General features: G+C 57.2%; 16 protein-coding genes and 3 pseudogenes. 4 read left to right on the forward strand and 15 right to left on the reverse strand.

Annotated features, from left to right (window positions below; genetic code table 11):
• Nucleotides 1–32 precede the first annotated feature (32 nt).
• Nucleotides 33–467 (forward strand): hypothetical protein, encoded by a 435-nt coding sequence (locus PSQ19_RS07095; protein WP_282220190.1) that lies wholly within the window; start codon nucleotides 33–35, stop codon nucleotides 465–467.
• Nucleotides 468–473: 6 nt separating this feature from the next.
• On the opposite strand, the gene PSQ19_RS07100 is transcribed toward PSQ19_RS07095, so the two are convergent.
• The 8 genes and pseudogenes from PSQ19_RS07100 to PSQ19_RS07135 form a co-directional block, all read right to left on the reverse strand.
• Nucleotides 474–2,405 carry a potassium transporter Kup gene (locus PSQ19_RS07100; RefSeq protein WP_282220191.1) on the reverse strand — a complete coding sequence of 644 codons (1,932 nt, stop codon included), beginning with the start codon at nucleotides 2,403–2,405 and terminating at the stop codon, nucleotides 474–476.
• Nucleotides 2,406–2,574: 169 nt separating this feature from the next.
• A complete protein-coding gene (locus PSQ19_RS07105) occupies nucleotides 2,575–3,183 on the reverse strand; it encodes an NADPH-dependent FMN reductase (protein ID WP_282220192.1) in 609 nt (202 codons plus the stop codon).
• A gap of 281 nt (nucleotides 3,184–3,464) precedes the next feature.
• Entirely contained in the window at nucleotides 3,465–4,229 is a 765-nt protein-coding gene (locus tag PSQ19_RS07110) for a pyridoxine 5'-phosphate synthase (protein ID WP_282220193.1), read from the reverse strand.
• 94 nt (nucleotides 4,230–4,323) lie between these two features.
• Nucleotides 4,324–4,879: pseudogene (gene ilvN, locus PSQ19_RS07115) on the reverse strand (acetolactate synthase small subunit).
• 21 nt (nucleotides 4,880–4,900) lie between these two features.
• Nucleotides 4,901–6,682, reverse strand: coding sequence for an acetolactate synthase 3 large subunit (locus PSQ19_RS07120; protein ID WP_282220194.1), 1,782 nt, complete (start codon nucleotides 6,680–6,682; stop codon nucleotides 4,901–4,903).
• A gap of 365 nt (nucleotides 6,683–7,047) precedes the next feature.
• Nucleotides 7,048–7,263: a cold-shock protein gene (locus PSQ19_RS07125; protein WP_282210886.1), complete on the reverse strand. Its 216-nt coding sequence runs from the start codon at nucleotides 7,261–7,263 to the stop codon at nucleotides 7,048–7,050.
• A 294-nt stretch (nucleotides 7,264–7,557) separates the two neighbouring features.
• A complete protein-coding gene (locus PSQ19_RS07130) occupies nucleotides 7,558–7,830 on the reverse strand; it encodes a glycine zipper domain-containing protein (RefSeq protein WP_282220195.1) in 273 nt (90 codons plus the stop codon).
• An 89-nt stretch (nucleotides 7,831–7,919) separates the two neighbouring features.
• The gene (locus PSQ19_RS07135; RefSeq protein ID WP_282220196.1) at nucleotides 7,920–8,288 is read right to left on the reverse strand and encodes a DUF423 domain-containing protein; all 369 of its coding nucleotides are present in this window, start codon (nucleotides 8,286–8,288) and stop codon (nucleotides 7,920–7,922) included.
• Nucleotides 8,289–8,393: 105 nt separating this feature from the next.
• On the opposite strand from PSQ19_RS07135, the gene PSQ19_RS07140 reads away from it, so the two are divergent.
• Nucleotides 8,394–9,896 (forward strand): MATE family efflux transporter, encoded by a 1,503-nt coding sequence (locus PSQ19_RS07140; RefSeq protein ID WP_282220197.1) that lies wholly within the window; start codon nucleotides 8,394–8,396, stop codon nucleotides 9,894–9,896.
• On the opposite strand, the gene miaA is transcribed toward PSQ19_RS07140, so the two are convergent.
• A complete protein-coding gene (miaA, locus tag PSQ19_RS07145; RefSeq protein WP_282220198.1) occupies nucleotides 9,805–10,695 on the reverse strand; it encodes a tRNA (adenosine(37)-N6)-dimethylallyltransferase MiaA in 891 nt (296 codons plus the stop codon). The genes PSQ19_RS07140 and miaA overlap by 92 nt on opposite strands.
• A 27-nt stretch (nucleotides 10,696–10,722) precedes the next feature.
• Here miaA and serB point away from each other — a divergent pair, with 27 nt between their 5' ends.
• Both serB and PSQ19_RS07155 read left to right on the forward strand, forming a co-directional pair.
• On the forward strand, nucleotides 10,723–11,595 hold the full coding sequence (gene serB / locus PSQ19_RS07150; RefSeq protein ID WP_282220199.1) for a phosphoserine phosphatase SerB: 873 nt from the start codon (nucleotides 10,723–10,725) through the stop codon (nucleotides 11,593–11,595).
• Nucleotides 11,592–12,134, forward strand: a complete 543-nt coding sequence (locus PSQ19_RS07155) for a GNAT family N-acetyltransferase (RefSeq protein WP_282220200.1) — start codon at nucleotides 11,592–11,594, stop codon at nucleotides 12,132–12,134. The genes serB and PSQ19_RS07155 overlap by 4 nt, the downstream gene beginning before the upstream one ends.
• Here PSQ19_RS07155 and PSQ19_RS07160 read toward each other — a convergent pair.
• From PSQ19_RS07160 to PSQ19_RS07185, 6 genes and pseudogenes are all read right to left on the reverse strand, one after another.
• Nucleotides 12,131–12,322 carry a DUF2065 domain-containing protein gene (locus PSQ19_RS07160; protein ID WP_282220201.1) on the reverse strand — a complete coding sequence of 64 codons (192 nt, stop codon included), beginning with the start codon at nucleotides 12,320–12,322 and terminating at the stop codon, nucleotides 12,131–12,133. The two genes, PSQ19_RS07155 and PSQ19_RS07160, sit on opposite strands and share 4 nt — an antisense overlap.
• Before the next feature lie 155 nt (nucleotides 12,323–12,477).
• Nucleotides 12,478–13,375: pseudogene (hflC, locus tag PSQ19_RS07165) on the reverse strand (protease modulator HflC); the annotation flags it as partial.
• The gene (gene hflK, locus PSQ19_RS07170; RefSeq protein ID WP_282220202.1) at nucleotides 13,372–14,508 is read right to left on the reverse strand and encodes an FtsH protease activity modulator HflK; all 1,137 of its coding nucleotides are present in this window, start codon (nucleotides 14,506–14,508) and stop codon (nucleotides 13,372–13,374) included. The pseudogene hflC and the gene hflK, both read right to left, overlap by 4 nt.
• A 61-nt stretch (nucleotides 14,509–14,569) precedes the next feature.
• On the reverse strand, nucleotides 14,570–15,088 hold the full coding sequence (locus tag PSQ19_RS07175) for a dihydrofolate reductase (RefSeq protein WP_282220203.1): 519 nt from the start codon (nucleotides 15,086–15,088) through the stop codon (nucleotides 14,570–14,572).
• On the reverse strand, nucleotides 15,085–15,564 hold the full coding sequence (locus tag PSQ19_RS07180) for a GNAT family N-acetyltransferase (protein ID WP_407649100.1): 480 nt from the start codon (nucleotides 15,562–15,564) through the stop codon (nucleotides 15,085–15,087). Before PSQ19_RS07180 ends, PSQ19_RS07175 begins: the two co-directional genes overlap by 4 nt.
• A pseudogene (locus PSQ19_RS07185) lies at nucleotides 15,561–16,356 on the reverse strand (thymidylate synthase). Before PSQ19_RS07185 ends, PSQ19_RS07180 begins: the two are co-directional and overlap by 4 nt.
• Nucleotides 16,357–16,380 lie beyond the last annotated feature (24 nt).

Below are 16,380 nucleotides of genomic sequence, written 5' to 3' on the forward strand. Positions count from 1 at the left end.
TAGCCAAATCGAAGTGTAGGAGGCGACGGCATATGGATACCAAGGCAGCAATAATTGCACTGATGAGTGTCTGGGGTGTCGGCATCTGCGCCCCCGCACCTGCCATAGCCGGTGACTCCAGCGACCAGATGAGCGTCGAAGACGCCGCTGCCGCCGACAATCAGCTACTGAATCGCGTTTGGGTGCGCACCGATACAGGCGATGGCCTGCCCGGTGTCATGCAGATATTTCTGGCTGACGGTACGCTGGTCAGCGACAGTTGTTGGGAAACCTATCGACTTTCGACATGGCAGCAGCTCTCCAAAACCGCCATCAGCTGGGACGAAGACGGCGTTACCATCAACGCCGATATAGCCGAACTCAGCGATAGAGAACTGGTGCTGAAACTCACTTTGGGCAGTGACATACAGGAACAGCATTTCACCGCCGCCAGCACCCCCTACCTCTGCCCGGACATCCCCAAATAGCTGACCTTACAGTACCAGCTGCGTGCCGATTTCCACCACGCGTCCGGTAGGAATATGGAAATATTCAGTCGCGTCGCTGGCATTCCTGGCAAGGGCTGTAAACAGCTTGTCCTGCCAGTAGCGGATGATCCCATTCTTGTTGCCGGATTTGAGCGAGCGGCGCGACAGGAAGAACGATGTCGACATGATGTCAAACTTCCAACCCAGCTTTCGGCCGAGCGCCAGCGCCTTGGGAATATTGGGGCTTTCCACAAAACCAAAGGTCACGATCACGCGGCTGAATAACTCGTTGTAGGTCTCGATCGTCACCTTTTCATCATCGGCAACAATCGGCGAGGCCGACGTGCGCACCGTCAAAATGACATTCTGTTCGTGCAAGACCTTGTAGTGCTTGAGACTGTGCAATAGCGCGGTTGGCGCCCCTTCAATATCGCTCGTCAGGAACACTGCCGTACCCGGCACAATGGTCGGCTGCTTGCGTGAGAGATTGTCCACCAGAAACTGCAGCGGCACTTCGTCCCGGCGCGTCTTCTCCGCCAATCGACGCCGTCCGCCCATCCAGGTCACCATGACAGTGATCAGCATGCACGCAACCAGCGCGGGCACCCAGCCGCCCTGGGCAAATTTGGCCGAATTAGCGACGAAAAAGCCAATATCGATTAATAATAGCGGCGTCACCACCGCTAATGCCGCACCAACGCGCCAGCCCCAGATTTTCCACATGACGATAAACAACAACACGCTGGTCACCACCATTTCGCCGGTCACCGCGATACCATAGGCCGCCGATAATGCGCTCGAACTGCGAAAGCCCAGCACCAGCAGCAGCACCGAAATCAGCAACATCGAATTGACCTGCGGCATATAGATCTGCCCGCTCTGGGTTTCGGATGTGTGCAGCACATGCAAACGGGGCAACAGGTTGAGGTTGATCCCCTGCCGCGCCAGCGAATAGGCGCCCGAAATTACCGCCTGGCTGGCGATCACCGTCGCCATTGTAGCCAGTATCACCACCGGTAGCTGGGCCCATTCCGGCTGCATCAGAAAGAACGGATTTTCTGCCGCCCGAAAATTACGCAGCACGAAAGCACCCTGCCCGAAATAATTCAGCAGCAGGCAGGGAAACACGAATACCAGCCAGGCAAATATGATCGGCCGCCGCCCGAAATGCCCCAGATCGACATAAAGCGCCTCGGCACCCGTTACCGCCAGAAACACCGCACCCAGTACCAACAGCGAAATACTGATGTGGGTGAAAATGAATCGCAGCCCATGCCAGGGATTAAGTGCCCATAAAACTTCAGGCGCGTCGATAATATGCACGACGCCCGACACGCCCAGCACCAGAAACCAGAGCGCGGTAATCGGCCCGAACACCGCCGCCACCTTGCCGGTGCCAAACCGTTGCACCATGAAAAGCACAATCAATATCAGGACTGTCAGCGGAACGACCCACAGCGTCAGGCGCGGCTCGACAACTTCTAGCCCCTCGACTGCCGAGAGCACGGAAATGGCCGGCGTAATAATGGCATCACCAAAAAATAGCGCCGCGCCCACCACACCAACATAAAGTACCCATGAGGGGCTGCCGGTCAGCGCGCGCCGCGCCAAACTCATCAGCGAGAGCGTACCGCCCTCCCCATTATTGTCAGCCCGGAGGACAAAGCCGACATATTTGGTCGACACAACAATGGCCAGCGCCCAGAAAATCAGCGACAGCAAGCCCAATACGTCCGAAGCCAGCGGCAATCTGTGTTCGACGCCACCGGTGGTCGCGTGCAGTGCCTCACGAAACGCATAAAGCGGGCTGGTGCCGATATCGCCGAAAACCACGCCGAGTGCGCCAAGGAGCAACACGGGAAAATTATCGGTTTTGTGGCTGGATGATTCGCTTGCGTCGATGCCGACTGGTTCGTCGGTCGCACTGGTCTGCGTCATAAACCTTGCGCTCTTTTTGGTCAAAGGCGCGCGGGTTCTACACCCGACACGGCTTCCATACAACTCCCTAGCACCAGATTGGTTCATACCTGACGTAAAGTGGCCGCCCCGGGGGAGCGGCCACGCCAGATGGCATGGAATTAAATTAGGCTAGTAGCGTGAACACACCCTATTCGGCGGCTTCAGCGATCTGGTCTTCTTCTCGCGCCGTTTTGGTTGCATTGACCCACCAGGTCAACTGGTCAAGCATGTCACGCGCGCTACCGACAAGATGGTCCGCAATCGTGGCAATTGGTTCATTTTTGCCCATGGGATGGACGGTCATGAAATCGCTGCCGCCAATGTGAACCGCCGAGCGCACCGGCACCATCTGCAATTCGATCGCGATCGTACGCAAATGTTCCGCAGCACGCGCAGCGCCCAGTGCTCCATAGCCGACAATCGCCGCCGGCTTGCGATTCCATTCCGTATAGGCCTGGTCCAGCGCGTTCTTTAGCGCACCGGTGATCGATCGATTATATTCCGCAATTACAAAGATATAGCCGTCAAACTCGCCGATCTTGCTCTGCCAGGCCACGGCCCGCGGGTCCGACGATGGCATCCACAGATTGGACGCGGCCTCGTTGAAGAACGGCAGATCAAACGCCTTGAGATCGACCAGTTCCACGTCCAGTTCCGGACGTTGCCTGGCGATCTCCAAAATCCACTGTGCTGGCTTATCGGCAAACCGAGTGTCGCGGGTCGATGAGATAATAATGGCTATTTTTGGCTTGGACATTTCGCTCTCCAGATTGGCTATCTCACGAGCAAAGACCCATGAGATGTTCCTGCACGATCTTCCGTGCGCAATGCAGGAACAAATCGTAACTGGGGCTATATATGTGCCTGTTTGACATACCTACAAGGAGGCACATCGCCGTCGCCCGGCCACAGCGACCAACCTAGGGCACATAAATGTAAGTATTTATAGATCCAACGATTTTTGTCGATTTGGCACTCATATACGCCGAACAACTGCAGTTAGTGCGAAACCGAATACAAACTGTTCGACAACACCGATCAGTCAACGCGCCTAATTGGCGCGGGTGCCAGCACTGCCCGATATTGGTGTACCGCTTCGGCAAATCCCATGATCAGCGCATCGGCGGTTATGCCGTGCCCGATCGAGACCTCGTCGACCCCGACAACCGCCTGTTGGAATGCCACAAGATTGGCCAGGGTCAGGTCGTGACCGGCATTGACCCCCATTCCCGCGGCCTTGGCCGCCCGTGTGGTCGTGGCCAACGCCGCCAATTCCTGCTCTGCTCGCTCGGTATCGTCAAAACAGCCACCATAAGGACCGGTATAGAGTTCCACCCGATCCGCACCGGTCGCCTTGGCAAGTTGGATGCCGGTCTCACCGGCGTCCGGATCGCAAAACAGCGAAATCCGCCGCCCTGGCTGCTTCAGTTTTTGCACGACCGAGGTCAAAAAATTGCCCTTGCCGCGAAAATCCCAACCGTGGTCTGAAGTGGCCTGGCTTGGATCATCAGGCACAAGCGTCACTTGATGCGGATTGACCTGTTCTATCAGCGCCAGAAAATCGTCGCTCGGGTAACCTTCGATATTATATTCTGCCGTTGGATATTCCTGGGCCAAAAGTGCTGCCAAATCGTGCACGTCGTGGCGTCGGATATGGCGTTCATCGGGACGCGGATGAATGGTTACCCCCGACGCACCCGCATCCAGCACGATCCGCGCCATGCCCACAACGCTGGGCCAGGGCAAATCGCGACGATTGCGCAATTGGGCCACCGCATTGAGATTGACGGATAATAGGGTCATGGCAAAAGCTCCAGCGGCAGCAAAGCCGCTCTTGAACAAGGTAACGGACGGCTAGCGCGTGCTATCCCGCCCGTCCAGAAAGCGTCAAGTCGACCTACATGCCCTCTTGGCCACGCGAAATAGCTGCAAGCCCGGTCCGCACAACTTCCACCAGCCCCAACGGCGCCATCAGGGAAATGAAGGAATCGATCTTGGACGGCTTGCCTGTCACTTCGAATACGAAGGCTCTCGACCGTCGCATCAACAATCTGCGCCCGGAATGCATCCGCCAGCCGCAAAGTTTCCGCCCGATGCTCACCCGTACCGGCGACCTTTATCAGCGCCAGCTCACGCTCCAGCGCTATCCCTTCGGCGGTCAAGTCGTGCACCCTGTGCACCGGCACCAGCCGCTCCAGCTGCAATTTGATCTGCACCAGCGTTTTCGGTGTCGCCACCACCACCACAGTGATGCGACTAAGTCGCCGGTTATGTTCGGTCTCGCTGACGGTCAGGCTGTCGATATTATAACCGCGCGCCGAAAACAGCCCCACCACGCGAGCGAGAATACCTGGCTCATTATCCACCAGCACCGACAGCGTATGCTTTTCGGTTTCCTGGGTTTCCTTGGTCAGAAAATAAGCCGATCCAGTCGGCAACAAATTTGCGTTCATGATCTTGTCCTCGAACCCGGCCTAAACCAGCGCCCGCCCCTTCTCGTCGATGATCGAGCCGATATTGGCGGTGTCGGGCAGTATGATTTCATTGTGCGGCTTGCCCGACGGGATCATCGGCAAACAGTTTTCGTCCTTTTCCACGAGGCAATCGAACAGCACCGGACCATCATAATCGAGCATTTCGGCAATCGCCGCATCGAGTTTGGCGGGATCCGAACAGCGAATACCCTTGCCCCCATAGGCTTCAGCCAGCTTGACGAAGTCAGGCAGCGATTCCGAATAGGAATGAGCATATCGCGAGCCATGCAACAGATCCTGCCACTGTCGCACCATCCCCATGCGTTCATTGTTCAAAATGAAAATCTTGACCGGCAGCCGATACTGCACCGCCGTCGACAATTCCTGCATCGTCATCTGCACACTGGCTTCACCTGCAATATCGATGACCAGCGCATCAGGATGGGCCACCTGCACGCCAACCGAGGCTGGCAGGCCGTAACCCATCGTGCCCAGCCCGCCAGACGTCATCCAGCGATTGGGTTTTTCAAAATGAAAATGCTGCGCCGCCCACATCTGATGCTGCCCAACCTCGGTGGTGATATAGACGTCCCGATCCTTGGTGGCTTGATAGAGCCGTGCAATGGCATGCTGTGGCTTGATGACCGTGTCGGAATTCTTGAACCCCAGGGAATTGACCGCACGCCATTTTGCAATCTGCTTCCACCATGGCGCGATGGCCTCGCTGCGCGGCTCGTTAGTCTTGCTGCGATAGATGCGGATCATTTCTTCCAACACCCGCCCGCAATCGCCGACGATTGGCACATCGGCATGCACCACCTTGCTGATTGAAGAGGGATCGATATCGACATGCACCTTGCGTGAATTGGGCGAAAACGCATCGACGCGACCGGTAATCCGATCATCAAACCGCGCACCGATATTGATCATCAGATCGCAGTCGTGCATCGCCAGATTGGCTTCATAAGTGCCGTGCATGCCCAACATGCCCAGCCACTGCTGATTTGACGCAGGAAATGCCCCTAGCCCCATCAGCGTCGAGGTCACCGGAAAACCAGTCAATTCGGCCAGTTCCCGAAGATGTTCAGACGCTTCGGGACCCGAATTGATCACGCCGCCGCCGGTATAAAACACCGGGCGCTCGGCGCGCAGCATCAAATCAACCGCCGCTTCGATCGCGGCATGATCACCATCCATGCGCGGTCGATAGCTGGCATGGCGCAGATTATCGAGATCGGGCTTGGTATATTCGCCGAGCGCAAACTGCACATCCTTGGGAATGTCGATGACCACCGGACCCGGCCGGCCAGTCGTCGCGATCAGGAATGCCTCGTGCATGATCCGTGGCAGGTCTGTGACATTCTTGACCAGATAATTGTGCTTGGTGCAGCTGCGGGTAATGCCAACCGTGTCGCATTCCTGAAATGCATCCGAACCGATCAGCGTCGTCGGGACCTGCGCGGTAATGCAGACCAGCGGGATCGAATCCATCAACGCATCGGTCAGCCCGGTCACGGCATTCGTCGCGCCCGGGCCCGAGGTGACAAGAACGACCCCGGCCTTACCGGTCGAGCGCGCATATCCCTCGGCCATGTGCGTTGCACCCTGCTCGTGGCGAACCAGAATATGCTGGATCGCGTCCTGCTGGAAAATCGCGTCATAAATCGGTAGAGCCGCCCCACCGGGATAGCCGAAAATATGCTCGACGCCCTGATCGATGAGCGCCCGCACCACCATTTCGGCCCCCGTCATCTGGTTATCCTGGCTGGTCTGCTCCGTCATCGTCTCGGTCCTTCTTCTTCACCCCTGCGCATCTGGCTTCGGGGGCCGCCAAGTCGGCGTTTCTGGTCCATGGCGCCCTTTTGTCCGCAAAAGTGGAAAAAAGGCAATAAAAAAGGCCCCTTTCGGGACCTGTGTTCGGCGCATCAGCATGCTCGCGGGGACTTACCCCACGGTGCCAATGCGCAATCTTACTACGAGAATAGCTGTCCGCACGGGACGTCTCCTGAGAACTAGTGGCGCAAAAATAGTAGGATCGACGTCGCGAAGTCAAGCGACAATCTGACGCTACGCCGGTGCCGCTAGTCCCAAATAACAAAAAAGGCCCCTTCCGGGGCCTCTCTCGTCATCGCGCAAGCGCGAAATTCTTAGCTGAGCAGGGTCAGGTTCGTTGCCGAAACCTTGCCGTCACGGCCGGTTTCGAGTTCGTACGACACCTTGTCGCCTTCATACAGGCCCTGCAGGCCCGAACGCTGAACAGCGGAGATGTGCACGAATGCGTCCTTTTCGCCATTTTCTGGCGAAATGAAGCCGAAGCCCTTGGTGGTATTAAAGAATTTCACGGTACCATTGATGCTGGCCATTAAAGTAGTCCTCTTAACGAGTGGTCGCCGCATTGTGCGGCTAAGGGTTGAAAACCGGACGGTAATCCGGGCCTAACGATTCACAGATCAGGAGGTAGCCAAGCTTTCCGGCGAGCCGGTCGATCAGATAGCGCAAGACAAGTGTAAACGTGTAGCCGATTATATGGCCGTTTCCGACTCAAATTTCAAGACAAATTACCGCACTTGAAAAAACATCCGATCCCGGGGCGCGCCCGGAACCGGATGTCAAAACGCCTTTCGGCGACTGGTCATGAGTTCTCACGACCGTTTAGTTTAGCCGCGTGGGCAGGCATCAACGTAGCGCGTGCCATTGCGGCGCTCGTAAACGCAACGATTGTTGGACCCTTCAACGCGGCCAATCATATTGCCCGCAGCAGCGCCGACCACGCCACCAACGCCAGCACCAACGACCGTGCCAAGCACTGAACCAGTGGTAGCAGCGCCAATGACAGCGCCCGCTCCAGCGCCAACAGCGGCGCCTTTTTCAGTTGCGGTACAAGCCGCCAGCGACAAAACGGCAGCAGCGATAATCAAAAATTTATGCATCTTTCCCTCCAAAAGGCCAATGTCTAGTAAATGCAGGAACTTGCCCTAGGTTCCAGTGCAATTCTAACCAAATTTTAATTTTTGTATATTCATTCCGTAGCTTGCGCCGTGATTCCGCCCAAAATCACCATCAACCAGCCCGCAATCATTCCGATTCCACCGACCGGGGCGGCCACTGGCAGTGGCGAGGCCCCAAGCCATTGTCGCAATGCCAGATCGCCAACAAAAATCAACGTTCCGAAGCCCAGTAACAAGGCAGCGCCTGCATATAATCGACCGCGAACGCCATGCAGCCCCAATGCCAGCAATGCTGGTCCGTGTGCCAGGCAGATAGAGGCAATAGCGCCAAGATTGCGCGCATCGCCACTATGGGACGCGCCCGCCGCGCTCATCACGCCGATAGCACCAAACACGCCCCCACTGACCACCACCAGACGGGCAAATTTTGATCGACTCATTATTACTCTCCCTGCCCTGCCTGCCTACGACACCACGCCACATACGGAAAGGCTTCCCGGCCTCTGACGCTTTTGATAGGGGTGTGTGGCGAGTAGGAAACTGACATGGATAAAAAGATAACGGCGGCGCCCGGCGCAGCCGCAATAGCCGCTGGCAAGCGTGCCAGCTGGCTAAAGGAGTTGCGTGAGACCTTTACCCTGGCATGGCCGTTGGTGATTGCCCAGGTTGCCCAGAACGCCCTGATTACTACCGACGTGATCATGATGGGCTGGCTGGGGCCCAAGCAATTGGCCGCCGGCACGCTGGCCTCGACCTTCATCATGCCGTTTCTGGTTGGCGCCGTCGGCGTAATCAGTGCCATCGCGCCCCTGGTTGCCCAGGCGCGCGGCGCTCGTAATATTCGGGCCGTCCGACGCATCGTTCGTCAGGGATTTTGGGCCGTGATCATTTTGAGTGCGGTGCTGATTCCGCTCATCCTTCAGGTAAAACCAATTTTCCTGTTTTTGGGACAAAATCCCGAAACCACAATGCTGGCTGAGCAATATATTCAGATCGGCGTCGCCATGTTTGTGCCGGGACTGGCGGTCATCGTCTTGCGCTCGATGCTATCGGCGTTCAACACCACGCGCATCATTCTGGTGCTCACGCTGGCCGCCGTCGTGGTCAACGCCATTGGCGACTATTTGCTGATGTTCGGCGTTTTTGGCCTGCCGCGACTGGGACTACGCGGCGCCGCGATCGCCACCGTTATCACCAATCTGTTCATGTTCGCGGTATTCTTGACCTACGTGCTCAATCACAAGCGCTTCCGACGCTTCCATATTCTGTGGAATTTTTGGAAGCCGGACTGGCACCATCTGGCCCAGATTTTCCGCATTGGCACCCCAATCGGCATGACAGTTCTGGCCGAAGTTGGCTTGTTTACCGCCGCGGCCCTGCTGATGGGGTTGATCGGCACCAACGAAATTGCTGCCCACGCCATCGCTATGCAATCGGCCTCGATGGCATTCATGGTGCCCCTTGGCCTTGGCGTTGCCTGCACCGTTCGTGTCGGATACGCCTATGGGCGTGGCGACGATGAAGGGGTTCGCAAAGCCGGCTGGACCGCGCTGGGCTTGAGCACCGCCTTCATGACGGTGAGCTGCATCACCTTCATTCTGGGCGCCCCATTGATCGTCACCATATTCCTTGATCCCGATCGCGCTGCCAACACTGACGCCTTGCGCCTGGGTGCAAGTTATCTGGTCGTGGCCGGGTTGTTCCAGCTGGTCGACGGGGCCCAAGTTGTCGCGGCCCACGCACTGCGCGGCCTGAGCGACACCAAGGTGCCGATGCTTGTTGCCATCGTCAGTTATTGGTTCATTGGCCTGCCCATTGCCTATGTCATGGGATTTACTTTCAATTTGCAGGGCGTCGGGATGCTGGTTGGGACTGGCCGCAGGTCTGGCGTTTGCGGCAATTGTTCTGGTCATCAGATTCGCCATGCGCGAGCGACTGGGCTTGCTTCGACGGACTCTATGACGACAGCGGATCGAACCGGGGCCAGTCCCCCATTCGGTTGCGGAACCATGTCCGCTGCCGCTTGGCATACTGGTGGGTTGCCGTGATCGCCTGACTGATCGCGTCTTCCGAGGACAATGATCGGTTAAGCCAGGCCGAAATTTCAGGCACGCCGATGGCCTTCATCGCGGGTAGGTGGGGGTCGGGCGATTGCGCCAGCAACGCTTCGACTTCCTCAACTGCCCCGCTCTCGAACATTTTTTCGAACCGTCGAGCGATGCGGTCCCGCAACACGTCCCGTTCCACCTCCAGCACAATGCGTTCAACATCAACCCCGTCAAGCAGACCGACCTGCGGCGCATCCTGAAAACTCGACAGCGTCCGTCCGGTCACCCGCTGCACCGCCAGCGCTCGGATCAGTCTTTGTGGATCGACCACCCTCAGCCGCGATGCCGAAACCGGATCCACCGCCATGAGTGCCGCTCGCCGCCCATCAGCATCCAGCGCTTGAATCTCTTGTTGAACTTCAAGCGCCACGGCCGCCGGTATTTCGGGAATAGCCGCGAATCCATTTATCAGCGCATCGAAATAAAGCCCTGTTCCACCTACGAAAATTAGCGTTCGTCCCTTGTCGCCCTCCATAACGCCGCGAACATCGTCAAGCCACCGGCCGGTAGAATAGCGCGTTGTTGCGGGCACAGTGCCATAAAGCCGGTGCGGCACGACCCGCATGTCCAGCGCCGTTGGCCGCGCCGTAACGATGCTGAGGGTGTCATAAATTTGCATGGCATCGGTATTGACGATGACGCCATCGCGTCGTTGAGCCATCGACAATGCCAGAGCCGACTTGCCGCTGGCAGTCGGACCCGCTATCAGAACCACGCGCCCGGCGCCATCGTCCGTCATTTGAACATCTCCCCACAAGGCCCTTCCATGCCGGTTCTTTGCCTTATTGCCAACCCGATCAATTCCGAACTCAGCGTCGCCCTGGCGGCCAGGGTCCATAAAGCCGTCGGTGGGGAGTTGAACTGGCTCAATCATGCCATTGCCTGCGAGATCATCGCGCCGAAGTCAACCGAGGCGCTGGCCGAGGCCCGCGACATTATTGCAGATGCCGCGGTCGATGTCGCACTCGTACCAACCCAGGACCGACGAAAATCGCTGCTTATTGCTGACATGGATTCCACCATGATCAATCAGGAATGCATTGATGAACTCGCCGATGCCCTCGGCCTGAAGCAACAGGTCGCCGATATTACCGACCGCGCCATGCGGGGCGAATTGGACTTTGGCGCGGCGCTCGACACCCGTGTTGCCCTGCTCAAGGGATTGGAGCGCCAGGTCATCGAAGAGGTGCGTCGTGAAAATATCACCCTGGCGCCCGGGGGGCGCGTGCTGGTCCAGACCATGAAGGCCTATGGCGCCTATACCTCGCTGGTTTCGGGGGGCTTCACCTTATTCGCCGACTATTTTGCCAAACGCATTGGCTTTGACGAAGCTATTGCCAACGTCCTTGAGTTTGATGGCACCCGCCTGACCGGCACGGTCTCCAAGCCAATTGTCGACAAGGAAACCAAACGTGCCCGCCTGCACACGCTGGCCGAGGAGCATCGGCTCTCGATCGAGCAGACCCTGGCAGTCGGTGACGGCGCCAATGATTTGCCAATGTTGCAAACAGCTGGCATGGGCGTGGCGCTTCATGCCAAGCCAAAGGTTGCCGAACAGGCACCCTACCGCATCGACCATGGCGATCTGACAGCCCTGCTCTATTTGCAGGGTTATGCCGACGAGGACCTGGTGCGATGATTATCGAAACCGAACGGCTGATATTGCGACCGTGGCGACATGAAGATCGCGACGCCTTCGCCGCCATTGTCGGTGATCCCCATGTCATGCGGTTTTATCCCAATACCCGCACGCGCGCCCAGGCTGACGCCTGGATGGACAAGATGATCACTTCACTTGCCAACAAGACCGGTCAATTCCTCGCCGCCGAACGAAAAAGCGATGCTGCATTACTCGGCTTATTGGGCACCGCCAATATCGAGTTTGATTTACCCACCGCGCCGCGCGTCGAAATTGGTTGGGTACTGGGTAAAAATTACTGGGGTCACGGCTATGCGCCCGAAGGCGCCGCCGCTGTACTGGCTGATGCTTTCGAACGGCGCCGCCTGCCCGAAATTGTCGCCTTCACCGCCCGCATCAATCTGCCCAGCCAGCGCGTGATGAGCAAGATCGGCATGACGCAAGACCCCGCAGCGGATTTCGAACACCCGCGAATTCCGGTCGGTCATCGCCTGCGCGCCCATGTCTTATATCGGCTCGCCAATCCACATCGGCGTTAAGGCAGCGCCCGAACTACCCAGAGCAACACCAGGCCAAGAGCGGCCGCCGACAGCGCCACCAGACGCAATTGGGGCACTGGCAAGGCCAAAAGGCCTGCCAATGCCCGCTTCATTTGTTCGGGAAAGGCTGCATAAAGCAGCCCTTCCAATGTGATCGCCAGCGCAAGCGCGGCGAACAGATCATTCATTGCGCCGGAACGGCAGCCGGCTCAGCAGCCGGCGCGACCGGTGTCGGAGTCGCCTCCGGCGCGGTTACGGCGGGTGCACTCTCGGCAGGTGCAGCAGGTGCACTGTCGGCAGCTTCGTCAGACGCAACTGCACTAGCGGCATCGTCATTGGCGGCTTGAGCCGGGGTCGAAATCGGCAACGAACCGTCAGAACCGAAATAGCGGAAAAATTCGCTATCAGGTGACAGAACCATGCTGGTGCCCGTGCCGGTCAAGGCGGTGCGATAAGCTTCCATAGAACGATAGAATTCGAAGAATTCCTCGTCCTTGCCATAGGCCGCAGCAAAGATCTTGTTGGTTTCGGCATCGCCCTCACCGCGAAGTACTTCGCTGTCGCGCGTTGCTGCCGCCACAATCTCGACCGACTGACGATCTGCAATCGCGCGAAGGCTTTGCGCCTGTTCCTGACCACGAGCACGCAAGAGTGCCGCCTCCGCCAGACGTTCTGCCTTCATTCGATCAAAGGTCTGTGCCGACACCTGCTGGGTCAAATCGGTGCGCAGCACTCGCACATCAACAATGTCGATGCCGAGTCTCCGCCATGTCCGGACGGATCAGGTTTCGCGCCTCGATCATCATCTGCGGACGCTGTTCAGAAAGCGCCGCATTGAATTCGCGAAGACCATAGACCTGACGCAGGGCAGCATCGAAACGCGTGCCAATACGCTGTTCAGCAATCCGCAATTCGCCTAGTGCCTTTTCGCGGAATAGGCGCGCATCGGTGATTCTGTAGGTCAGGAAAGCATCTACCTCGTAGAACTTACCACCCGACACCTGCAACGTCATGTTGGCGATGTCATAACGCAACAATCGCTTGTCGACCATTTGCACCGTATCGATAATCGAAGTCGGGATTTTGAAGTAAATTCCCGGCTCGGACTTCACATCGGTAATTTGGCCAAAGCGCATGATAATGGCCTGTTGACGCGCACTGACGATAAAGATCGAGGAAAAGAACACATAAATGGCGGCCAGAACGACGACACCGGCAATAACGAGACGGTTCATGCTCAATTCCCCCCACTTGCTGGAGTATCGCCAGTAGTGTTGGCGCTATTGTTCCTCACACTATTGTTCCTCAGTTCGGGTAGCGGCAGATACGGCACGACGCCGGGCCCACCCTGACCATTCTCGATGATGGTCTTTTCCGAACCGGCCAATACCTGCTCCATGGTTTCAAGGAACAAGCGCTTGCGCGTCACGTCAGGCGCATTGACATATTCCTCATAGATCGAGTCAAAGCGATCCGCCTGACCCGTTGCTTCCTGCACCACCCGGTTCTTGTAGGCAGCGGCGTCTTCACGCATCTGCGCGGCTTTACCGCGTGCCCCACCCAACAGGGTATTTGCGTAGGATCGCGCTTCTTCCTGGAAACGATCTTCGTCCTGTTCGGCACGCTGGACTTCGTCAAACGCGTCCGCCACCTCGGTAGGCGGCGCCACATTCTCGATGGCAATCTGGCTTATACGAACGCCCATGCCGTAACTGTCGAGAATTGTCTGGGTAATTTGCTGCACTTCTATGGCGATACCGGCACGGTCGTCCCGGAAAATGTCCTGCGCCGGACGCCGACCAACCACTTCGCGCATGGCGCTTTCGGCGGCGTTGGTCACCATGTCTTCAGGGTCGCGCACATTGAACAAATATTCGGTCGGGTTGGATACCGCCCAGAGTACCGAAAAGCTCAGATCAACGATGTTCTGGTCACCAGAGAGCATCAATCCCTCATCATTGGACTGACGTCCACCGGTTGAGGTGCTGCCGATTGTCGTCTGGTTTTCCGTAATATTGACTCGTTCAACCGTCTCTATGGGCCAGAGCAGGAAATGCAGGCCCGGATTGGACAGTTCTTCCTTGGGCTTGCCGAACCGAAGTTCGACGCCAACTTCTTGCGGATTGATGGTGTAAACCGAATTCAGTCCCCAGAATGCGACTAGCGCTAAAATACCGCCGACGATAGCCCAGCGACCACCGGGAAGCCCGCCTGGAACGCCACCTTGGAACCTGTCGCGACCGCGATTGAGAATATCTTCCAAACTCGGGGTGTTGCCACCGCCCGGTTTGCGCGGACCACCACCACCAGGTGGCTGTCCCCAGGGGCCGCCATTGTTGCGGCCACCCCCGCCTCCATTATTCTCCCACGGCATCGCGTCCCTTTCAGTCTTTCAAAAACATTGTTGCCCTATATAGGCAAGCAAGTGGCCGCTATCAATGCGTAGCAGGCTTTCGTCGCTCATAGACTTTGACGCGATAGACCGCGTCATCCTTGTCCGACGGCACAATTTCGGGCACATCCACCACCGCCCAGTCGGTTGCATCAATGTGTGGAAACAGCACATCGCCTACCGGATGCAAGTCAACATGGCTGATATACAGTCTATCCGCCTGTTCCATGGCCTGCGCATAGATTTCGCCGCCGCCGATAATCATGACTTCGTCAGCACCATCCGCCGCCGCAATTGTTTTGGCGTGCTCAATCGCCGCAGTCAGATTATTAATCACAATGACGCCATCGGGCTGATAGCCCGCCTGTCGTGTCACGACAATATTGACCCGGCCGGGCAGTGGCTTGCCGACCGTTTCAAACTGCTTGCGACCCATGATGATCGGCTTGCCCAGCGTCGTCCGCTTGAAATAGGCAAAATCGGACGGAACATGCCAAGGCATGGCCTGGTCAGCCCCGATCACGCCATTTGCCGCTACCGCCGCGATTAGCGAGATTTTCACAAATTCCCCAACGCGGTCAGCGCCGCTCCATCCAGTCGACATTGATGCCACCCGGCGCGCAACCGCGCACCCTGGGCTAGGTAAAAGTCAATCGAGGGTTGGTTCCATTCCAGTACCGACCATTCAAGACGCCCCAGATTTTCGGCCGCGCACCGCTGCGCCAGATCAGTCAGAAGCGCCTTGCCAATCCCGCGCCCGCGCTGACCCGGATCGACATAAAGATCTTCCAGCCAGATGCCGCACCGCCCCTGGAATGTGGAATAGGTATAATACCAAAGCGAAAAACCCACCGGCGCGCCATCCCATTCCGCGATCCGGCAAAACACTTTTGGCGTGTCGCCAAACAGGTCCCGCGTCACATCGGCCTCGGAAATCTCAACCTCATGGCCGAGTTTTTCGTACGCCGCCAGTTCACGCACAAATCGTACGATCAGGCCGGCATCGGCGTTGCTGCTGTCACGAATATTCAGCATCAAACCGCCACCGGCGCCTTGATATGCGCGTCCGGCTCATAGCCCTCAATGGAAATACTCTCATAGGTGAAATCCTCGAGCCGCCTGATTGCTGGATCGAGCGACAGTGTCGGCAAGGATTTGGGCGTACGGGTCAGTTGCAATTGCGCCTGCTCAAAATGGTTGGAATAAAGATGAACATCACCAAAGGTATGAACAAAATCGCCCACCCGATAGCCCGTGACCTGCGCCACCATATGGGTCAATAGCGCATAAGAGGCAATATTGAACGGTACGCCCAAAAACACATCGGCAGACCGCTGATAGAGCTGGCAGCTCAATTTGCCGTCGGCAACATGAAACTGGAACAGGCAGTGGCACGGTGGCAACGCCATCTCGTCCACTTCAGCAGGGTTCCATGCCGACACGATATGCCGACGTGACTCCGGCTTGCTCGTAAGAGACTGGATCAAATTGGCGATCTGATCGATTCCCCTGCCGTCTGGCGTTGGCCAACTCCGCCATTGCGAGCCGTAAACGGGACCGAGATCGCCATTGTCATCGGCCCACTCGTCCCAGATTTTGACCCCATGCTCCTGTAACCAGCGCACATTGGTGTCGCCGCGCAAAAACCACAGCAGGCTCATAGATGATGGATTTGAGATGCAGTTTCTTGGTGGTCACCAGCGGAAACCCGGCTCCCAGATCAAACCGCATCTGATAACCAAACAACGACCGCGTCCCTGTTCCGGTCCGATCGGCCTTGTCCGTGCCGCGTTCAATAATGTCGCTCAATAGCGTGAGATATTGCTGCATGGCGACAATCTAGAACGATTCTGC

This window comes from Devosia algicola (assembly GCF_028816455.1).
Lineage (GTDB): Bacteria > Pseudomonadota > Alphaproteobacteria > Rhizobiales > Devosiaceae > Devosia > Devosia algicola.